The following is a 16,529-nucleotide window of genomic DNA, read 5'->3' as shown; positions in this document are numbered from 1 at the left end:
ATTGTCATTCTGTTCGAATACATTGAAAGCTAAGCCAATAGGGTAAAATTATTTACGCTTCTCACGCAGGCATTGTGCGGCGATTTCGGCATTCCCTCTGGCTTTTGATCAGCCTTGGTAGTTGATAATTTAGCCCAAACTGCTATAGTGCCACGTTTATTTTTACCCCTTCGGCATAGCGTTATTTGGTTTATGCTTATTTAAAGCGGCGCCAGCTGGCTCGGCCAACATTACTCGATTTGGAAGTTCATTTTGATCACAACAGCAAATATCACCATGCAGTTCGGCGCTAAGCCACTGTTTGAAAACATCTCAGTTAAATTTGGCGGTGGTAACCGTTACGGTCTTATCGGCGCAAATGGCTGTGGTAAATCGACCTTCATGAAGATCCTGTGTGGTGATCTAGATCCTAGCGGCGGTAACGTCTCGTTAGATGTGAATGAGCGTCTGGGTAAACTAAGCCAGAACCAGTTCGGTTATGAAGAATTCAACCTGATCGACACAGTGATCATGGGCCACCGCGAACTGTGGAAGGTAAAGCAAGAGCGTGACCGTATTTATTCTTTACCTGAAATGAGTGAAGAAGACGGCATTACTGTAGCCAACCTAGAGATGGATTTTGCTGAGATGGACGGTTATACCGCCGAATCTCGCGCCGGTGAATTGCTGTTAGGTGTGGGTATCGGTATCGACAGCCATTTTGGTTTGATGTCTGAAATCGCACCGGGTTTAAAACTGCGTGTACTATTAGCGCAAGCCCTGTTCTCTGATCCAGACGTGCTGTTGCTCGACGAACCTACCAACAACTTGGACATCGACACAATCCGTTGGTTACAAGACATGTTGAACCAACGTAGCAGTACTATGGTTATTATTTCGCATGATAGATATTTCTTAAACTCAGTTTGTACTCACATGGCTGACTTAGACTACGGCGAATTGCGCGTTTATCCAGGTAACTACGACGAATACATGCAAGCGGCTACTCAAGCTCGCGAGCGTTTATTGTCTGATAACGCGAAGAAAAAAGCCCAGATCTCTGAGCTGCAAACCTTCGTCGCACGCTTCTCGGCTAACGCTTCTAAGGCGAAACAAGCCACATCACGTGCCCGTCAAATCGACAAGATTAAGTTAGACGAAGTAAAAGCCTCTAGCCGTGTGAACCCCTTCATTCGTTTCGAGCAAGAGAAGAAACTGTTCCGTAATGCCTTAGTGATTGAAAACCTGACTAAAGGTTACGATACGCCGCTATTTGAAGACTTAAACTTGATAGTTGAAGTGGGCGAGCGCATTGCGGTACTGGGTGAAAACGGCGTCGGTAAAACGACCCTGTTACGTACCCTGATCCACGACATCCCGCAGGATGCAGGTACTATCCAATGGTCTGAAAACGCCAACATTGGTTACTATGCACAGGATCATGAGTCTGATTTCGCTAACGAAATGACCTTGTTCGAGTGGATGAGCCAATGGCGCAAACCAGAAGATGACGACCAATCAGTACGTGGCATCTTAGGCCGTATGTTGTTTGGTTCTGACGACATTAAAAAGTCAGTCAAAGTGCTGTCTGGTGGTGAGAAAGGTCGTATGTTATTCGGCAAGCTCATCATGCAAAAAGCCAACATTTTAGTGCTCGACGAACCGACCAACCACATGGATATGGAATCGATCGAATCATTAAACAATGCACTGGAAATGTACGAAGGCACCTTGATTTTCGTGAGTCATGACCGTGCATTCGTATCATCGCTAGCTAACCGTATCCTTGAAGTGACTCACACAGGTGTGAATGACTTCAGAGGCACTTACGATGAGTTCCTTGCCAGCAAAGGCATCGAAGTCTAAGGTTATTCTTGATTTAGCTGCATGTGTAAATGCATGCATCTAAATGCAGCATCAATAAAAACGCCGCAATGCATTGCGGCGTTTTTGTATCTGTTATCTGTCTATTATCTAGCGATTAGTTTTATATGCACTTGATTCTAGCGCATTAGCCACGCTCGTTATTGCGCAGACTCTTGCTGCACATAAATCAAACTGTCGGTATCAAAACCGCGGGCTTTAGACATTTCAACAAACTTTTGCAGCACCTCGGGTGGCACAGTCGGGGTTTTAGCCAGTAGCCACAAATAACCCGTGTCGGGTCCCGAGATGAAAGCGTATTGATAGTTTTCATGATCTAATTCGAAGACCACATACGATCCATAAAATGGCCCAAAGAAGGAGACTTTCAAATAGCCTTCTGAGTCCCCATTGACAAAATAGGCCTTACCTTCGGCTTCTTTCCATTCGTTTTTAGCCGCTGAAAATCCACGGTTAATGACCATCACACCGCCATCGTCTTTCAGGCTGTATTCTGCGCTAACTTGGCTTAACCCCCTTTCAAATGAATGATCTAAGCGCGCAATTTCGTACCATTTCCCTAAGTATTTATTCAGCTCAAAATCATTAACGGGTTGAACCAATTTAGGCATGCCTAAACAACCGCTGAGCAAAAATATACTGATGACTAACAGTAGCTTTCTCAATTTGACCTCCTGATCCCAAATCTTAGTTGCACATCTTAAGTTAAATGTTCAATCAATCCTCTGTCGAGCTTACACTATTTTCTTCATATTATTTCAGCAACTTGGCTTCTGTTTGTTAAAGTTCTGTTGTTTAAAGTCGTGTCGGCGACAGTCTTGTGGGTTACTCGCTCGCAACCTGCACTTTGCGCTGACTGATAAAGCCTTGGCTAATGCCGGCCAGAATAATCAAGCCGACACCGCTTAATTGCATTGGGCTCAAGCTTTCACCAAATATCCACCATGCCAGCGTCACTACGATAACCGGTTCCACATAGGCGAGGGTGCCAAAGGTGACTGCTGGCAATTGGCGCAGGGCTTTTACCGCCAGTAATATCGCTAAAAATCCGGGGAAGAATCCAATCGCGATCAACCAAACAATTTGCGGCAAACTTGGCGTCAGCGGTGCATTTATCACTAAGGGCAGCAGGCATAAAGCGCCGACACAAAGCTGGACTAAAGTGCTCTGGTAGGGTGAACTCAGACTCGGTTTTCGGTTGATTAACATAAATCCGCAGTAGGTTAAAAGGGCGAGTAAAGCATAAAAATAGCCTAATAATTCAGTGTGATTGCTCGCTTGCTGCGGTCCTGTAGGGATCATTAACATAAAGCCCATCAGCGCGACTACCACGCTTGCCATGCTTAAGCGGGTGAGTTTCTCGGCAAAGAAATAATGGGCGAAAATAGCCGACACCACTGGGGCTAAGTAAATGATCATGATCACATTGGCCATTTGGGTGTACTGAATGGCTTCAATATAAAACGCCATAAAACCCGCGAGCATAGCACCATTCACTAAGGTGCGTTTGCTGGGTCTATGGCGAATCTGCTGGCCTTTACCTGTGAGCAGCATATAAACCAATAAGAATAGGGCACCGAGCAGTAAGCGGTAGAAGGTAATGTGCTCGGCGGGCAGGGCGGCAAAGCGCGCTAATACACCGATTGTGCCCATAAGAATGGCCGCCAATAGGGCAAAAATGATAGCTAAAGCTGAGCTTGGCATAGATAACCTACAACAGAGTGAACAGAGAGTTAAGGGGCGACACCGTCCTGTGGACGGCGTCGATTTTGCCTTAAAAACTCACCCTAGGCTATGCCGATATATTAACTAAATAATGCTTTTACGTGAGCGGAAATGGTTAAAGCTATCTTGGCTGTAGGCCGCCTTAATCCGTTTTAACGCGGCGTAGTTATGGTCGAAGTACACATCAGTGGGGATGGCTTTATCTTTGAAGCTGATATAGGCGCCCGAGGTGTTGGGGATGTCATAATTTCGGCTGGCATCAATCCAATCGAGTGCACGATTGATGCGGGTAAACACTTGGCTATCCTGCAATTGTTGTTTCTCTTGCAGCGCGTTATTCCACCAAGTTTGATATTGAATCGTGTATTGTCTGTCCTTGTAGGGGAAGGCGCTGCGGCTCTTTTGCTCTTCGCCCATAGTGCGATAATAATCGCCCGCAATGGCGCCAAGGGTGACATAGGTAAATAGCCCCAGTTGACGATTACCTTCAAGCACATAGCGAGAGGTTAAGCTTTCGAGCAGTGGCTTATAACCATCTCTCAGTCCCGTTTGATTCACTAAGCGCGAGGTGACTTTATGGGGCGCGGGCTCATCCAAATCAGGTGGCGTCGGTGAGCGGTTTATGCCTTGTAAGTCCGCTTGCAGATGATGAAAAGATTCCCTTTCCCAATTGGCCATTAAGTTTTCACCGTAGGCTTTGGTAAGTCCGCCCATCCCCTCGATGCGAATTTCATTGGGCACTAGGTCAAACTCATTAAATTGTGTCTGGATAAAGTGATTCAGACTGGCTGAATTTCCTTCCCAAAAGCCATACATCAAGCAGTTATGCTTAATCGACTCAGTGTCTATGTCAGGCGTTTTGTGTTGTTCTGCGGGTAAATGTTTGGCATTTATCTTGAGATTGGTACCAATCAAACAGCCTGTGCTGTCGGCATTAATGATGGCTTCCCAGCGCTGTAAAATGTCTTTGGTTGGGGTGTGCTCAATGAGTTCTTGGGTTTGTTTATCATAGCAATTCCACTCTAATTCAAACTTGAGCAGGCAAGGCGGTAGTGGAAAGGTTTGCACAAAAAAGCGGGTCACTATGCCGTAACTTAATCCGCCGCCACCCTTGAGCGCCCAGAGTAACTCAGGTTTATTGGCAACAGAGACGACTTGGGTTTCACCAATGCCGAGGACAATTTCTGCCTGTAATAGGGATTCGCAGCACATGCCGTATTTGCGGGTCCAAGGTCCTGAGCCGCCGCCCATAATAAATCCCGCTAAGGCAACGTTGCCACTGGTGCCATGGGGGATCATCACGCCTTTTTTTGCAAGGGCAGTGGTGAGATTGATAAAGCGATTGCCTGGGCCAATGGCCGCAATACCTGTGATGGGATCTAAAGTGAGGCTATCCATCTTCAGCAGATCCAACACTATGGTATTGGTTTCAGTGCTTTCACCTTCGTGATCATTCCCACCCGAGCGCACGCTGATCGGCAAGTTATAATCGATAGCCGCTTTATAGGCGATTTTGACTTCTTCAGTGGAAGTGCATTTGATGATCGCCAGAGGCTTTTTTTGTAACCTGCGGTTGAACAACTGGCAAGCTTGTTGGTAGGCAATCATTTGTTTACCCGTGCTGACTGAGAATTGCTGTTCACTATAATAATGGCCAGCGGTAATAATATTGTCGGCCGGAATGTGTGCGCGAACTTCATTGATGAAATTAACAAAGTTTTTGGCTTGAGTGATCACTAAGTTTTCACTGATCCGCACTTCCGCACTTAATTCTTCTTCGGTCGATTGCATAATCAAACAATCCCGTTCGAGTTCATTTGCGACAGTCACTTTAATATTCGAGCGATAGGCCGTTAGCGATTTAAATACTTCGATATTGAGGGTGATATCCGCTTGATTGCTCACCGCGTAATTAACGACATAATTAAAATTAGGCCAAGTGTTATAGTCACACTCAATAATATAGGCTCGGCGTTCGTGGGGCGGAATAATCTTAGGCAGTTGTTGATTATAGGCGTTGCTATCCGCGGTGGTTTTTATGAATTGATATTCAGTATCATTAAATATGACCAGCAGCACTTTTTGTCTTTGAAGTGGGATAACGTTTTCATCACGAAAATTATATACATCTTGATGCTGATAAATGTAAAGGTTATTTTCGGTAATCGATTTTTGTTGCGCCGGATTACGATAATAGTCGACGATTTCGGTTCGGGTTAATAATCGATTAAGTAAAGTGATGCCAAATATTTCACCATCGAAATGTGTGTCGCGGTGATTGGGTAATGACACGTTTTCAATTAAAAACTCATTGTCGGCAGCCAGTGACAAATTATTGAGTTGTGTATGGGTAATTTCACCATCCACATAACAATTGATTTCATGGTATTCATGGCAGATAGACAATAAGTGCCACTGGCCATCGTTGAGTCCACCTAAGGTTGAAATTGCCTCAACCCGCAGCAAGGTGGTATTAATCACGCATTCAATATGCCCCAGTGAATTAATATCCACCGCGAAATAGGTATCTTCTCGATCGGTTTTATAATGGAACACACGCCCACCCGCGCTGGTTTTTACCCAGCACTGGTAAGTAAATATGGCAAGGGGTGACGTGCTCACGGGTAAGCTTTTTTCAATCACTGCCCGTATATTTCTTGATGCCTCAAGCTTATTCATATTCGTGCGTCCTTTCGTGTGCTTTGCGTGTTTTACCTCAGTGCGCTAAAGCGCTACTGGGGTAATTCATCCCGTGGTTAATCCATCGCGGGTAACTAAGTCGCGGGTAACTATGTTTTGGGTCAATCAGTTTTGGGTAAATCAGTTGCGGGCAAACAAGTCGCCAATTAATAGGTATTAAAGCGATGTATTGATCCTGTCACGGCCATCGGCTTTGGCGCGATACAATGCGGTATCGGCGGCGCACAGCATGGCGAGTGAGGTACGGAACTGGCCATTGATTTCACTCGCAATCCCTTGGCTCGCGCTCACAGAGACATAGTCGCGCAGGCCTTGCTCAGTAAAGCGCAGGTCATTAATCCCTTGCTGCACTTTTTGGGCAATCGTCAGTGCCATTTTGGCATTGTGGCTTGGTAGTATTAGCGCGAATTCTTCGCCGCCGTAACGCGCTGCCAGGCCAATGTCTATTGGCACTATGTCAGCAATCACTTTGGCAATCTTACGTAGACATTCGTCGCCTTGGATATGGCCGAATTGGTCGTTAAACACTTTGAAATAATCCACATCGATAATCACCACGCTGATAGGGCGCAGCTTACCTGTGCATTCTTCCCAATAGTGATGCAGCATTTCGTCGAAGTATCGGCGGTTCGCCAACCCAGTCAGTGAATCTGTGGCGGCCAATTTACGTAGCTTTTGATTCTCCGCTTTGTGCTGCGTTAAATCGTGCATCATCATCACGAACAGAGGTTCATGGCTGGGGATGTAGGAAATGGAGAGTTCGACATCTTTTGCTTTGCCTGAGGCGGTAATGAGGGTGATTTCTTCGGCGCAGTGCTGCACTGGAATGCCGCAGTTTTTGCCTAATTTAATATCATTGCTCAGCAGATTGTCGTAGCGAGCTTGATGGTGTTCAGTCAAAAAGTTGCGCCAATCTTGTCCCTTCAAACTGGCCTGCGGGCACGTCAGTAAGTCAGCACCTTTGCTATTGCTAAAGTAAATGTAACCTTGGGCATTGACGATAATCACCGGCTCGGTCAGATGCTGAATAAACTGTTGAATCGTTTCAATCGAGTCATGCTCGAAGAAGGTTAACGGCAATGCGGGCTCGACCAAGCCTTGCTGCGCAGTACACTGTAAGCCATTGTGTTCACCCACAAGTGATAATGGATGTTGTGAGCGAGTCTGTTTAGGTGAGCTTGTCATTGTTATCATTCTCCGTGAACCTAATGTCATCTGCGCTAAGCGCTTTTCTGATGATGACTTTATTCTCTGCAAAGAAAAGATACCTTCTGCTTACCTTCCGATTTAATCTATTGTTTGTAAAGGTTTTAAATTTACTCTTCTCACGATAAATTCTCAGATTTAGCGGAAATGTGCGAGATTTTGGGGTATGGCTAAGTTGAAAAGTGGCACTCATGAGTGGATTTTTGGTTATAAAGCGGCAAGCGCAAAGGATGTTAGTGTCGAAATTTAACCGCAGATAAACAGTGGAAAACGGCTCGTTCACCCTAAAGGTTGATTTGGATGCAGAGCTTCGCTACTTGATTTTCCCCTACACCATTTACCGCCTTGCTGAAGTTTAAAAGCGCACATCGCATCCCAACGACCACTGATGCCGCTGTACTGGCGGCGAAAATCTTTAGCAGAGCTGAGCCAAGCATCTGATGCAATCCCTAACTCATTGAGCAGTTTTGGTCGCTGATTATCGATAAAGCCTTTTTTATCATGGCGAATGGCGCGGCCAGTCCAATCGATAAGTTCCAGATAATCCGCAAAATGAAAAGGGATGCCCGTTTGTTGACTAGAGTGTGTCGCCGCATCGAACTTGGCGAGAGATTTGTTTATCGTTTGAGGCTTATTTTTTGCGGATTGGACTGGTGCTTGCGGTGAGATGATGATGTTATTTACCTGCTTGAGTGCACTAATTCTTTCTTGAATCGAGGTGAAATCAGAAGATTGTAAAGAGTCGGCAATCCCTGCTCTAATAGGGTTTAAATCCACGTACATCATGCAGGCTAGTAAGGCTTGCTCATCTAGCAAAGCTTGGGATTTGAAACGTCCTTCCCAGAACGCGCCTTTACACTCATCTTCACGATTCGCTTTACGGGCAATTTCTTCGTTCAGGCAGCGCACCTCTTCTTCAAATCAAAGGCAAGATATGCTGGATAAACGTTCATGCCATTCGGTAATTAACCCATCGAGCAGCATGCGTTCACCGTCAATTAAGGCTTCACCATTCATATACTTAGTTGCGACAGTATGGCCTTTGGTGATTTGACACCATCGGCTGATAACCTCTTTTGGGCTTAAGGTTTTTGCTTCCTCAACATCAATTTTAAGTACTAAATGGTAATGGTTGTTCATTACTGCATAGGCGCAAATGTCGATACAAAAGATGGTGGATAATGCTTTGACTTTATCGACAATCCAGCCACGTCTATGCTCATAACTGCGGCCTGTGAGTTTATCTTCACCGCACAGAAAAGCCCTTCTGACACAGCGATTTATCACATGATAGAAGGGCGTTGTATTGGCATCGATAAGCATTCTTCTGGCCGAGGTCATGACTCGCTCCAAACAGACAAGGTGAAGATAATCTAAAGACTAGTAGAAGAGGGGACAAAGCACAAAAAGACATGGCTGTCCCCGCTTTTTTCCCCGATTTTTCGTCCCCGATTTTTCGAAAAGATATGGCGGTCCCCGCTTTTCCCAGTATTTCAGAAAGATCTAATCTTCTCGGTCAATAATTTGTGGGTCTGGACTTATAAGCCATACAGAGTGATCAGCATATTTTAGAATTAATTGGAATTTGATAATTCCAGCTGTTTTATGCAAATCATTAATGGTTACTACTCTTCCCCCCTCTTCAATCAACACACTATTTATGTTGCCATTAAAAGGATTTAGAAAACCAACACCAACAAACTGAACTAAGTCAGGGGTATCGATTAATTGGTAGCGGATAGCTTCTGCTTTATAAACCTCGACATTTCCATGGCAGGGCTCGCCATCTTTGGAGTAACGAAATACAGCTTGACCGTCATTAATTTGTATAGAAAGATTAATCAAAGGATCTCGGGTTGCCTGAAATTGGCTCATAAACTTTTCCTTATGTTTGTGTTTAATTATTACGACTTTCAGTTATTTTTATTTACTATAACAAAGATACTTATTACTTATAAATCAGGTTAAAAATTGAAGTTGGTTATCCCCATAGTCTTTAAACTACTTAGCAGCGTTTGATTTTTCTCCAATGTTCCGAGGCAATCTAGCGCTTTAGCGTAGGGTTGTAGGTACTGAGGATCTCTATCTTTTTGTTGGATCGGTTCTAGCATTTCTTTGACTTGAATGCAGGCTTTTTGAACTGCAGGCATATCTTGTCGTTGTTTAGATAATTTGGCGCTAAGTAGCTCAACTTCAGCAAAGCTGGCAAGATACTTAAAATCATCGGGTGCGTCTTTTATTATTTCATTTAATATGAGTGAGGCCTCCTTAAGTGATTCTTTGCATTGTTGACTTTTTCCCATTATAAAATAGTACTGTGCCGAATTTTTGAGGAATATTGCTTTGAGTGCACTATGGCGTCGGCTGTTAATGAAAGCCTTATTCTCTTGTTCAAGCTCAGCTCGCAAATATTCAGGTGTATAATAACTTCGTGGATCTTTGAGTGTTGCGTTAAGTGACATTAATTGGAATTTGAGATAATAAAGCTGGGTTTTCCAAGCGGTATTTTTAGGATCTAATATTACTGCTTGTTGCATCAGTTTTTCACCCTGCAAGGCGTTATTGAATGCTTCAAGCATTGAGCCTTGGTATTCAAACAAAGTAGAGCTGGTCCTCAAACTGCTGGCATATCGATCAAGTAGATAGCCATCCGTATTATTTGTTTTTGTAATAGACTTCAACTCTGTTTGAAGCTGATTATGTATAGATATAGCAGAGTTTAGTTGACCTCTAGAACGCCACGTTCGTGCAAGCCAAGAACGAGTATCTGCTATATCTGCCTGCAGTTGCTTATTGTTAGGATCCTGAGTCAGAGCTAATAATTTTAGTCTGAGTGACTCATCGAAGTAGCTTGTAGCTTTATCAAATTGCTGTTGCTTCATTGCTAGTGAACCTAGCGTATTGTTAGCGTAGGATAGTTCCATGAGAGCATTTTTATCGTCGGAAGCTAGCTTATACATGACCTGGCTATAACTTAGATACTGCTCAAAGTAGGGCTTAGCGCTTTCCCAATCACTCATATCGTATTTTATCTGCCCAAGCCAAAATGCATTTGCGCCTAAGGTTTTTAATAACTCTAGGTTTGTCGGTTGCTCAGTATAGAGATTGGTTAGCTTAGTTTGAGCGGCGAGAAGCGCTGTCTTGGCCTCATCTAGCTTATCGCGTGAATACGCGACTTCACCCATTGCCTCTAGTGTTTGTCCATGTTGTAGGCGAGCTTCAAGGCTCAGATGTTGATCGCCGTTGTCATTAGAAAAATCACTGAAATATTCCAGTGCTTTATTGCTGATCCCGTCGAGTAAGTCCATTCGGCCGATGCCGCGCATCTTGTCGGCGAAGTCGCCCACCATGAAACCGAGTAAATCTTCGGCGGCGAGGCGTTTTTGCAGGGCGAGTTTTTCGGCTTCTATGCTGCGCACACTCATGATAATGGAGATGAGGGTGAGGACACATAATAGGGTGACGGTTAAGCGCCTCGTCCAGCGCAGCATATTTGCGCGTTTGGTGGAGGCTGTGATAAAGGCGGTTTCGGGATCGTCTAAATCGAATAACGGATTTTGGCTGAGGCTTTGGGCTTCTTTTAAAGGTTTACCTTCAGCGAGTAGATAGGCGCTGTGTTTGGCTTCGCTGAGCCAGCGTGTTGAAAGATGCTGCAGGCGACTCTTAATGCTCAAACTGTCACTATGTTCGCTAATCCAAGCCGTCGCCCGTGGCCAACGGCGCAGCAGGGCTTCGTGGGCGATGCTAAAACAGGGTTCACCATTTTGCAGATGCGACACGAATAAGCGGCTATCGACCATGGCTTGCACTAGGGCGGTTTCGGCGGTGCTTTGCAGCTGCGACCAGCGGGCAGTGCGGCTGGTGATGGACTTTTCATCTTCGCGCAAGGTGACTAGCAGGGATAAAATCCGTGGCAGACTGGCTTTTTCGGCATCGCTTAAATGGGAAATCGCTTGCTCGGCATTTTTACCAATCGCCCCTTCAATACCGCCAAGGGCATGATAAACCGAGACTAATAACTTATCGTCGGCGCTGCGCTGCAAATACAAGGCCTGCAGCGTGTATTGCAACATGGGCAGTGCATCTGGGTTACTGGCGGCGTCGCTGCAGAGCATTTCATCGAGCGGCATTGCGGTTTCACTGTCAACTTCCCAGCTTAAGTTGGCGGCCACCGCAGGCAGGCGGATCATTTGCAACAGTTCAGTGCGTGTCGGCGGCGCTAAGTCAAAGTGGGCGCCGCGGGATTTGCCGGCCATTAAGCTTGGGTAATTGACCAATAAAGGATAAAAATCGTTGCGACAGGCACTGATAATAATCACAGCCTTAGAGGTGGCGAGTTGTTCCAGCAGTTCAACAAATACTGTGCGCTCGGTGTCGCTAAATAGCGGTGATGAGAGCAACACTTCTAATCGGTCGATAAACAAGGCAAAAAACGGCTGAGTAAAGGGCTGAACCTTGAGTGCTTGGGTGCACTGGTTGATTACGCCTTGGATATCTTCGACAAGTTGAACCGCCAGTGTATCGGCACTCATGCCTTCGAATACTGGCGTGTCGTTGATTTCCCAGTCGAGCATAGCGCTGGCAAGATCGGTTAGCAGTTGCCCTTTACTTACATCGGCAAAATCCAAGCTGCTGAATGACGCGACACCAATGCCGTTATAGCCGTCGCCCTTCATTAAATTGGGCACAACACCCGCATTAATCAGGGAGGATTTACCGCTGCCACTTGGACCTAAGATCAGGCAGAAGGCACGGCCAAACAGGATTTGTTGGCTTATCCGGTTAAGCAAAGTGCTGATTTGTTCACTGCGACCAAAAAACACCTCGGCATAGTTAGCGCTATAGGCTTGCAGACCCGGAAAGGGCGAGCCGCCTTGCCAACTTTGCGGGCTGGCGGTGGCTTCGTGGCCGATAGGAAAACGCACTTCGGCTAAGGTGCGATAGCCGCGTTTGCGTATGGTTTCTATATAGGTGGGATCGGTGGCGCTATCGCCTAATGCTCTACGTAACTGATTGATAATTTTGTGTAGTGGATTGTCGCCAGTATCAACACCCGGCCAGCAGTGGCTGACTATTTCATCACTGCTGACGACTTCGCCCGCCCGTTGACAGAGAAACAACAGCACATCCATCGCCTTGGGCTCAAGTTGTTTGACTTGTTTGCCAAGGAGTAGACTATTGGCGCTGGGATTGATTTGCCATTCACCAAAGAAAAATGTGTTGTCACTCATAACGATGTCCATTTATTGAGTATTGGCTAGCGTACTGTGGGAAAACGTACCGTTAGTTACCACTCTTATAGTTATATTTTTGTTATTTTTTTATGGTAAGTGCTGGGCTGTTGTCAGCCTAAGGTTTGATGTCAAAGCCTTGACATTATGCCTATTACATTTGTTATTTAAAAGGAATAGCCCTTGATAATCAATGTAAATTTTATTCGTGACAGCTATGGGGAATCATCTGCGGCTTGTCATTTTTCTGTCAACAGTTTGTGCTTTACGCAGCATGTTAAATAACGCGGCGGCTTTTGGCTGTTTATTAGCAAAACATCAACAATGGAAAAGTGCCCACTATGGGCACTTTGCAATGAGAGAGGAAACTCGGGCCGATTAACTTGAGCAGATGAGCCTCGCCTCTGGTTTTACATTGGCATTTAAAGCCCGCGTCTTCTATCTGCCCCTTAATATCAGCAGCTTAATGTTAGCGGGTTAAGATCAATGCCGTGGCTTGATAGCTTAATCTGGCCATTTGCCCTTGATCTTGCAGTTCTAACTCATTGAGTTCGAATGGCGGCTGTAAACCCGAGGCTTGGATGAGCTTAGGATCTAACATCAGCTTTAACTTTGGCGACTCTGGGGTCAGCCAATTAGCAGCTTGGGTACGTAGAATCGCCACCTTTTGACCTTCGGCATTGGTGCCGGTTAACGTACCACTTAAGCCAAAACGTCCCGCCTCGGCGACCGATAACTCAAAGTTGATTTGGTTAGGCAGACCTTTATCCCAAACCGTGAGCACTTCGGGCTTGATGCTCGCCGAATTGACATAGGACTTAAAGACAGATTTGACCGTGCGCTGCACTGGACGGCCATCGACTTGGGTTTGCACTGTAATTTCAACTTCACTGAAACCCGCATTACTGCTCGAAAGTGCCACGCCCGCGGGGATCACCGCTTGCCATGTCTCACCTTGTTTTACCATCGTCATTGGTTGCATATCGCCATCGGCTTGCTTGAGTGTTGCCTGCGGCACGAAGGTGTTATCACTTTGGCTGAGTGCGAGTTCAAGCCCAAGGGTTTGCGCATCAGCCGCGATAGCGGAGGAGGCTTTGACACTCAGTTGATAGGGCGAGCCTTTTTCCTTCACATTGACTAAGTAGTTGGCGCTTGGCGTTAACGGCTGACTGACCTGCAGGCGATATTGGCCCGGTGTGGCTTTCGCCGACATTTGCAGTGCGCTGGAATCATCGGTTAATCCTGCGCTAGCAAGGGCATCGGCGTTGGCCATCGATTTGACCAATGACTCATTGGTGTTTATCCCGCTGCTGTTGGCCGCTTTGCCTTGGGGTGACTGATTAGGGCTAACGCGCTGAATTTGTACGCGCTCAGGGGCAATAGCCTCTGCATGCATTAAGGCGCCAGAACTGGTATCGCCCCGAGGCGCAATGCGCACTAGGCTTGACGCTTGGCTCATGGTGAGGCCTACGCCCGCATTAAGCTGCGCGCCGGTTACATTGACCCAATACTCGTCACTTTGGCTGGCTTGTTCAAGCTGCGGCGCGCTTGCCTGATACTCTCCATACAAAGGGGTGATAAAGCTAATGTAGTCCGTACTGGTGTTAATGGGCGCCAGTGTTGGGCTGGCAATATTGCTATCGACAAGATCGGTATTGCTCGGCGCGGCTAGGGTTAACCCTTTGGCGTACATTGGGCTGGCATTGGTTTTGGGATCTATGGGTGTGGCTTCATCTTGGCAGGCTGCGAGCAGTCCGCTTAGCGCCAAGACACTGGCAAGTTTGCTGAGTGTATGAATCTTAGTGCTCCTTAAATGTGGTTGCGGATCAGCGTGTCTAAATTGAAACACGCACGGCGGCTCTGCTGATGGCTTAGGGGCTCTTGGCCACGGGTCTTTTGTTTATCGATAAACCAGACTGTGCCAGCTGCCTTTTGCGAGCTGCAATTTAAGAAGCCGTCGGAGCAGCTATCAAGCCAGTTTTGGGTGGTTTCGAGCGCGACTTGGTATTGATAACCTGCGCAGTAACTGTCGCTGTCCCAAATGGCGGAATCAACATCTGAGCCCACCACGACCTCGAAGGGTTTACCCAGCGATGGGCGACCTGCAGTGCCGTAGAGCATAGTGTTGTTGTAGTTTGCCATCCAACCCACTTGCTGTTGTTTCACCGCATTGCTGCCATATCCTAAGAGCCAGCCTAAGCTGGTTTCGAACACATTACCTTGGTTCACCGCATCGGCCAGCGGCGTACCAGCACTGGATGGGGCGAGGGCGATAACCTTTGAGGTGGCGTTGATCACCGCAGGATAACGGCTGTCCCACGTGGGGTTAGATAAAATCCACCGCACTACGTTGCCACCATTGGAGTGGGTCAGCAGAATTAAGTCATCGATATTTTTGGCTTGGATAAAGCTATTGAGCTGGGTCGCCAGACAACCTGCGGCGCTTTCTTCCCACATATATTGGTCAAAGTCGCAGTTGATCACTGTGTAATTGTTTGGCACTGGGATACCTTGGCGCACTGAGTTAACAAATTCGGGCGTCCAGTAATCGGCTAAGGCATTGGTCTGGTGACCCGTACCGTGGATAAAGGCAACTCCGGTTGCTGCTAATGTCGCTGGGCTGACAGCTAACAGACCCAAGAGCATGAGGGCTTTTTTGATCTTCATGGGTATATCTCGTGTTGTTGGTCTTGTTGATAGTGGCCGCGTAGTCCGTTGTGACTGTTTAGGGCAAATCGGTTAATGCTGAGGATTTGCCGTAATTTAGCGTTAAATCGGCTGACATGGCTCGGGTTATATGCGCCATAGGCGCGGGTTACTCACTTTGGGTAGAACATGATTTAAGGCCTGAATACGACGGGATAGGGTGAATGCGCTAGTTTAGGTTGGCAGCCGATGTGATTGCCGTAACTTAGCCATTATCAACAGGACTTAACTCAAACTTCTTAACCTAGACGTAACATTTTTAGCTGGCAAGTAAAAAATCACCATATAATTGAATAGCATGGCAGCATTTTAAAGCATGCGTTTTAATATTAATATCGAGGGTGATAAGGTGATGATAAGCAATGACTAATAAATGGTACTGTGTTTTATGGTGTTTGAAATCATGGCTCGATTACGAAAAAGAATTTTCTGTGACATTGGCTTTGCGTTTGAGTTAATCGGTTTATCGTTCTGTATATAAAGGTTTTTTGGATAAATTCGCTAAACTTAGCCACTCGCTTTGTGAGATCGACATCAGCTTAGTGCATTTACAGCGTAAACCGATTAGGCTGAGCTGAGTTAACGTAGTATCAATGTGATAAAGACAAATTGGGTAGTTTTTACAGGGATAAGGGAGAATAAGTTTGGCGATAGAACATAATGAGATGGTGAGCTGCTTAAGTGGATTGCAATGCCGCACTAACTTCAGCATAAAAAACATTACCGAATACATGCTCCCAGACACCAAAGAGGCCTTCTATTTACACCTCGACGGTAAATCACCGAACTTGATTATTCGGCCCGCATTTGAGGTTTTTTCTGGCGAACTCGCCACCATTGCAGGCGTGCATGCCAAATATGATTATTTCCATAATGGGGAGATGACCCGTTTTCCTAAGCGTTTGCATAAGAGTCTGACCGAAACCCACTATGGCCTTGCCTTTAGCTTTGACACAGTCGAAGCCGTGCAGCAATTTGTTAGCCGTTTAGGCGCCATAGTCAAAGGTGGATAAATTTTAGTCTTGGTATTTTAGAGTTAAATTCCTCAATACCCATGAAAATGAGGAATTTAACTGCTGCCTTTTTACGCTGCGTTTC

General features: G+C 46.0%; 10 protein-coding genes and 1 pseudogene. 2 read left to right on the top strand and 9 right to left on the bottom strand.

Features of this window, described 5'->3' with window-relative positions; genetic code table 11:
• Positions 1-252 precede the first annotated feature (252 nt).
• Complete coding sequence (locus Q4Q54_RS02505) at positions 253-1,845, top strand: ABC-F family ATPase (RefSeq protein WP_012196852.1); 1,593 nt, start codon at positions 253-255, stop codon at positions 1,843-1,845.
• Between the two features lie 158 nt (positions 1,846-2,003).
• On the opposite strand, the gene Q4Q54_RS02500 is transcribed toward Q4Q54_RS02505, so the two are convergent.
• The 9 genes and pseudogenes from Q4Q54_RS02500 to Q4Q54_RS02460 form a co-directional block, all read right to left on the bottom strand.
• Positions 2,004-2,528: a lipocalin family protein gene (locus Q4Q54_RS02500; protein WP_071939052.1), complete on the bottom strand. Its 525-nt coding sequence runs from the start codon at positions 2,526-2,528 to the stop codon at positions 2,004-2,006.
• 160 nt (positions 2,529-2,688) lie between these two features.
• Positions 2,689-3,567, bottom strand: a complete 879-nt coding sequence (locus Q4Q54_RS02495) for an EamA family transporter (RefSeq protein ID WP_311987591.1) — start codon at positions 3,565-3,567, stop codon at positions 2,689-2,691.
• 105 nt (positions 3,568-3,672) lie between these two features.
• Complete coding sequence (locus Q4Q54_RS02490) at positions 3,673-6,267, bottom strand: FAD-binding protein (RefSeq protein WP_311987590.1); 2,595 nt, start codon at positions 6,265-6,267, stop codon at positions 3,673-3,675.
• Positions 6,268-6,444: 177 nt separating this feature from the next.
• The gene (locus Q4Q54_RS02485; RefSeq protein ID WP_311987588.1) at positions 6,445-7,473 is read right to left on the bottom strand and encodes a diguanylate cyclase; all 1,029 of its coding nucleotides are present in this window, start codon (positions 7,471-7,473) and stop codon (positions 6,445-6,447) included.
• 300 nt (positions 7,474-7,773) lie between these two features.
• Positions 7,774-8,835, bottom strand: a pseudogene (locus tag Q4Q54_RS02480) (transposase).
• A 162-nt stretch (positions 8,836-8,997) separates the two neighbouring features.
• Positions 8,998-9,369 (bottom strand): DP-EP family protein, encoded by a 372-nt coding sequence (locus Q4Q54_RS02475; RefSeq protein ID WP_311987586.1) that lies wholly within the window; start codon positions 9,367-9,369, stop codon positions 8,998-9,000.
• A gap of 89 nt (positions 9,370-9,458) precedes the next feature.
• Positions 9,459-12,725: a winged helix-turn-helix domain-containing protein gene (locus Q4Q54_RS02470; protein WP_311987584.1), complete on the bottom strand. Its 3,267-nt coding sequence runs from the start codon at positions 12,723-12,725 to the stop codon at positions 9,459-9,461.
• A 469-nt stretch (positions 12,726-13,194) separates the two neighbouring features.
• Complete coding sequence (locus tag Q4Q54_RS02465) at positions 13,195-14,523, bottom strand: DUF4785 domain-containing protein (RefSeq protein WP_311987727.1); 1,329 nt, start codon at positions 14,521-14,523, stop codon at positions 13,195-13,197.
• A gap of 11 nt (positions 14,524-14,534) precedes the next feature.
• Positions 14,535-15,392 (bottom strand): hypothetical protein, encoded by an 858-nt coding sequence (locus tag Q4Q54_RS02460; protein WP_226058678.1) that lies wholly within the window; start codon positions 15,390-15,392, stop codon positions 14,535-14,537.
• A 704-nt stretch (positions 15,393-16,096) separates the two neighbouring features.
• On the opposite strand from Q4Q54_RS02460, the gene Q4Q54_RS02455 reads away from it, so the two are divergent.
• Positions 16,097-16,444: a hypothetical protein gene (locus tag Q4Q54_RS02455; protein WP_106651802.1), complete on the top strand. Its 348-nt coding sequence runs from the start codon at positions 16,097-16,099 to the stop codon at positions 16,442-16,444.
• Positions 16,445-16,529: the final 85 nt, after the last annotated feature.

Origin of the sequence: Shewanella sp. SP2S2-4, from assembly GCF_031932025.1 — a bacterium.
In the GTDB taxonomy this organism is placed as follows: domain Bacteria; phylum Pseudomonadota; class Gammaproteobacteria; order Enterobacterales; family Shewanellaceae; genus Shewanella; species Shewanella baltica.
This window is presented reverse-complemented; position numbering and strand designations above follow the sequence as displayed.

Coding starts and splice junctions, on each gene's coding strand:
- Q4Q54_RS02495 (WP_311987591.1), bottom strand. CDS start 3,567: ATGCCAAGCTCAGCTTTAGCTATCATTTTTGCCCTATTGGCGGCCATT.
- Q4Q54_RS02490 (WP_311987590.1), bottom strand. CDS start 6,267: ATGAATAAGCTTGAGGCATCAAGAAATATACGGGCAGTGATTGAAAAA.
- Q4Q54_RS02485 (WP_311987588.1), bottom strand. CDS start 7,473: ATGACAAGCTCACCTAAACAGACTCGCTCACAACATCCATTATCACTT.
- Q4Q54_RS02475 (WP_311987586.1), bottom strand. CDS start 9,369: ATGAGCCAATTTCAGGCAACCCGAGATCCTTTGATTAATCTTTCTATA.
- Q4Q54_RS02470 (WP_311987584.1), bottom strand. CDS start 12,725: ATGAGTGACAACACATTTTTCTTTGGTGAATGGCAAATCAATCCCAGC.
- Q4Q54_RS02460 (WP_226058678.1), bottom strand. CDS start 15,392: ATGAAGATCAAAAAAGCCCTCATGCTCTTGGGTCTGTTAGCTGTCAGC.
- Q4Q54_RS02455 (WP_106651802.1), top strand. CDS start 16,097: ATGGTGAGCTGCTTAAGTGGATTGCAATGCCGCACTAACTTCAGCATA.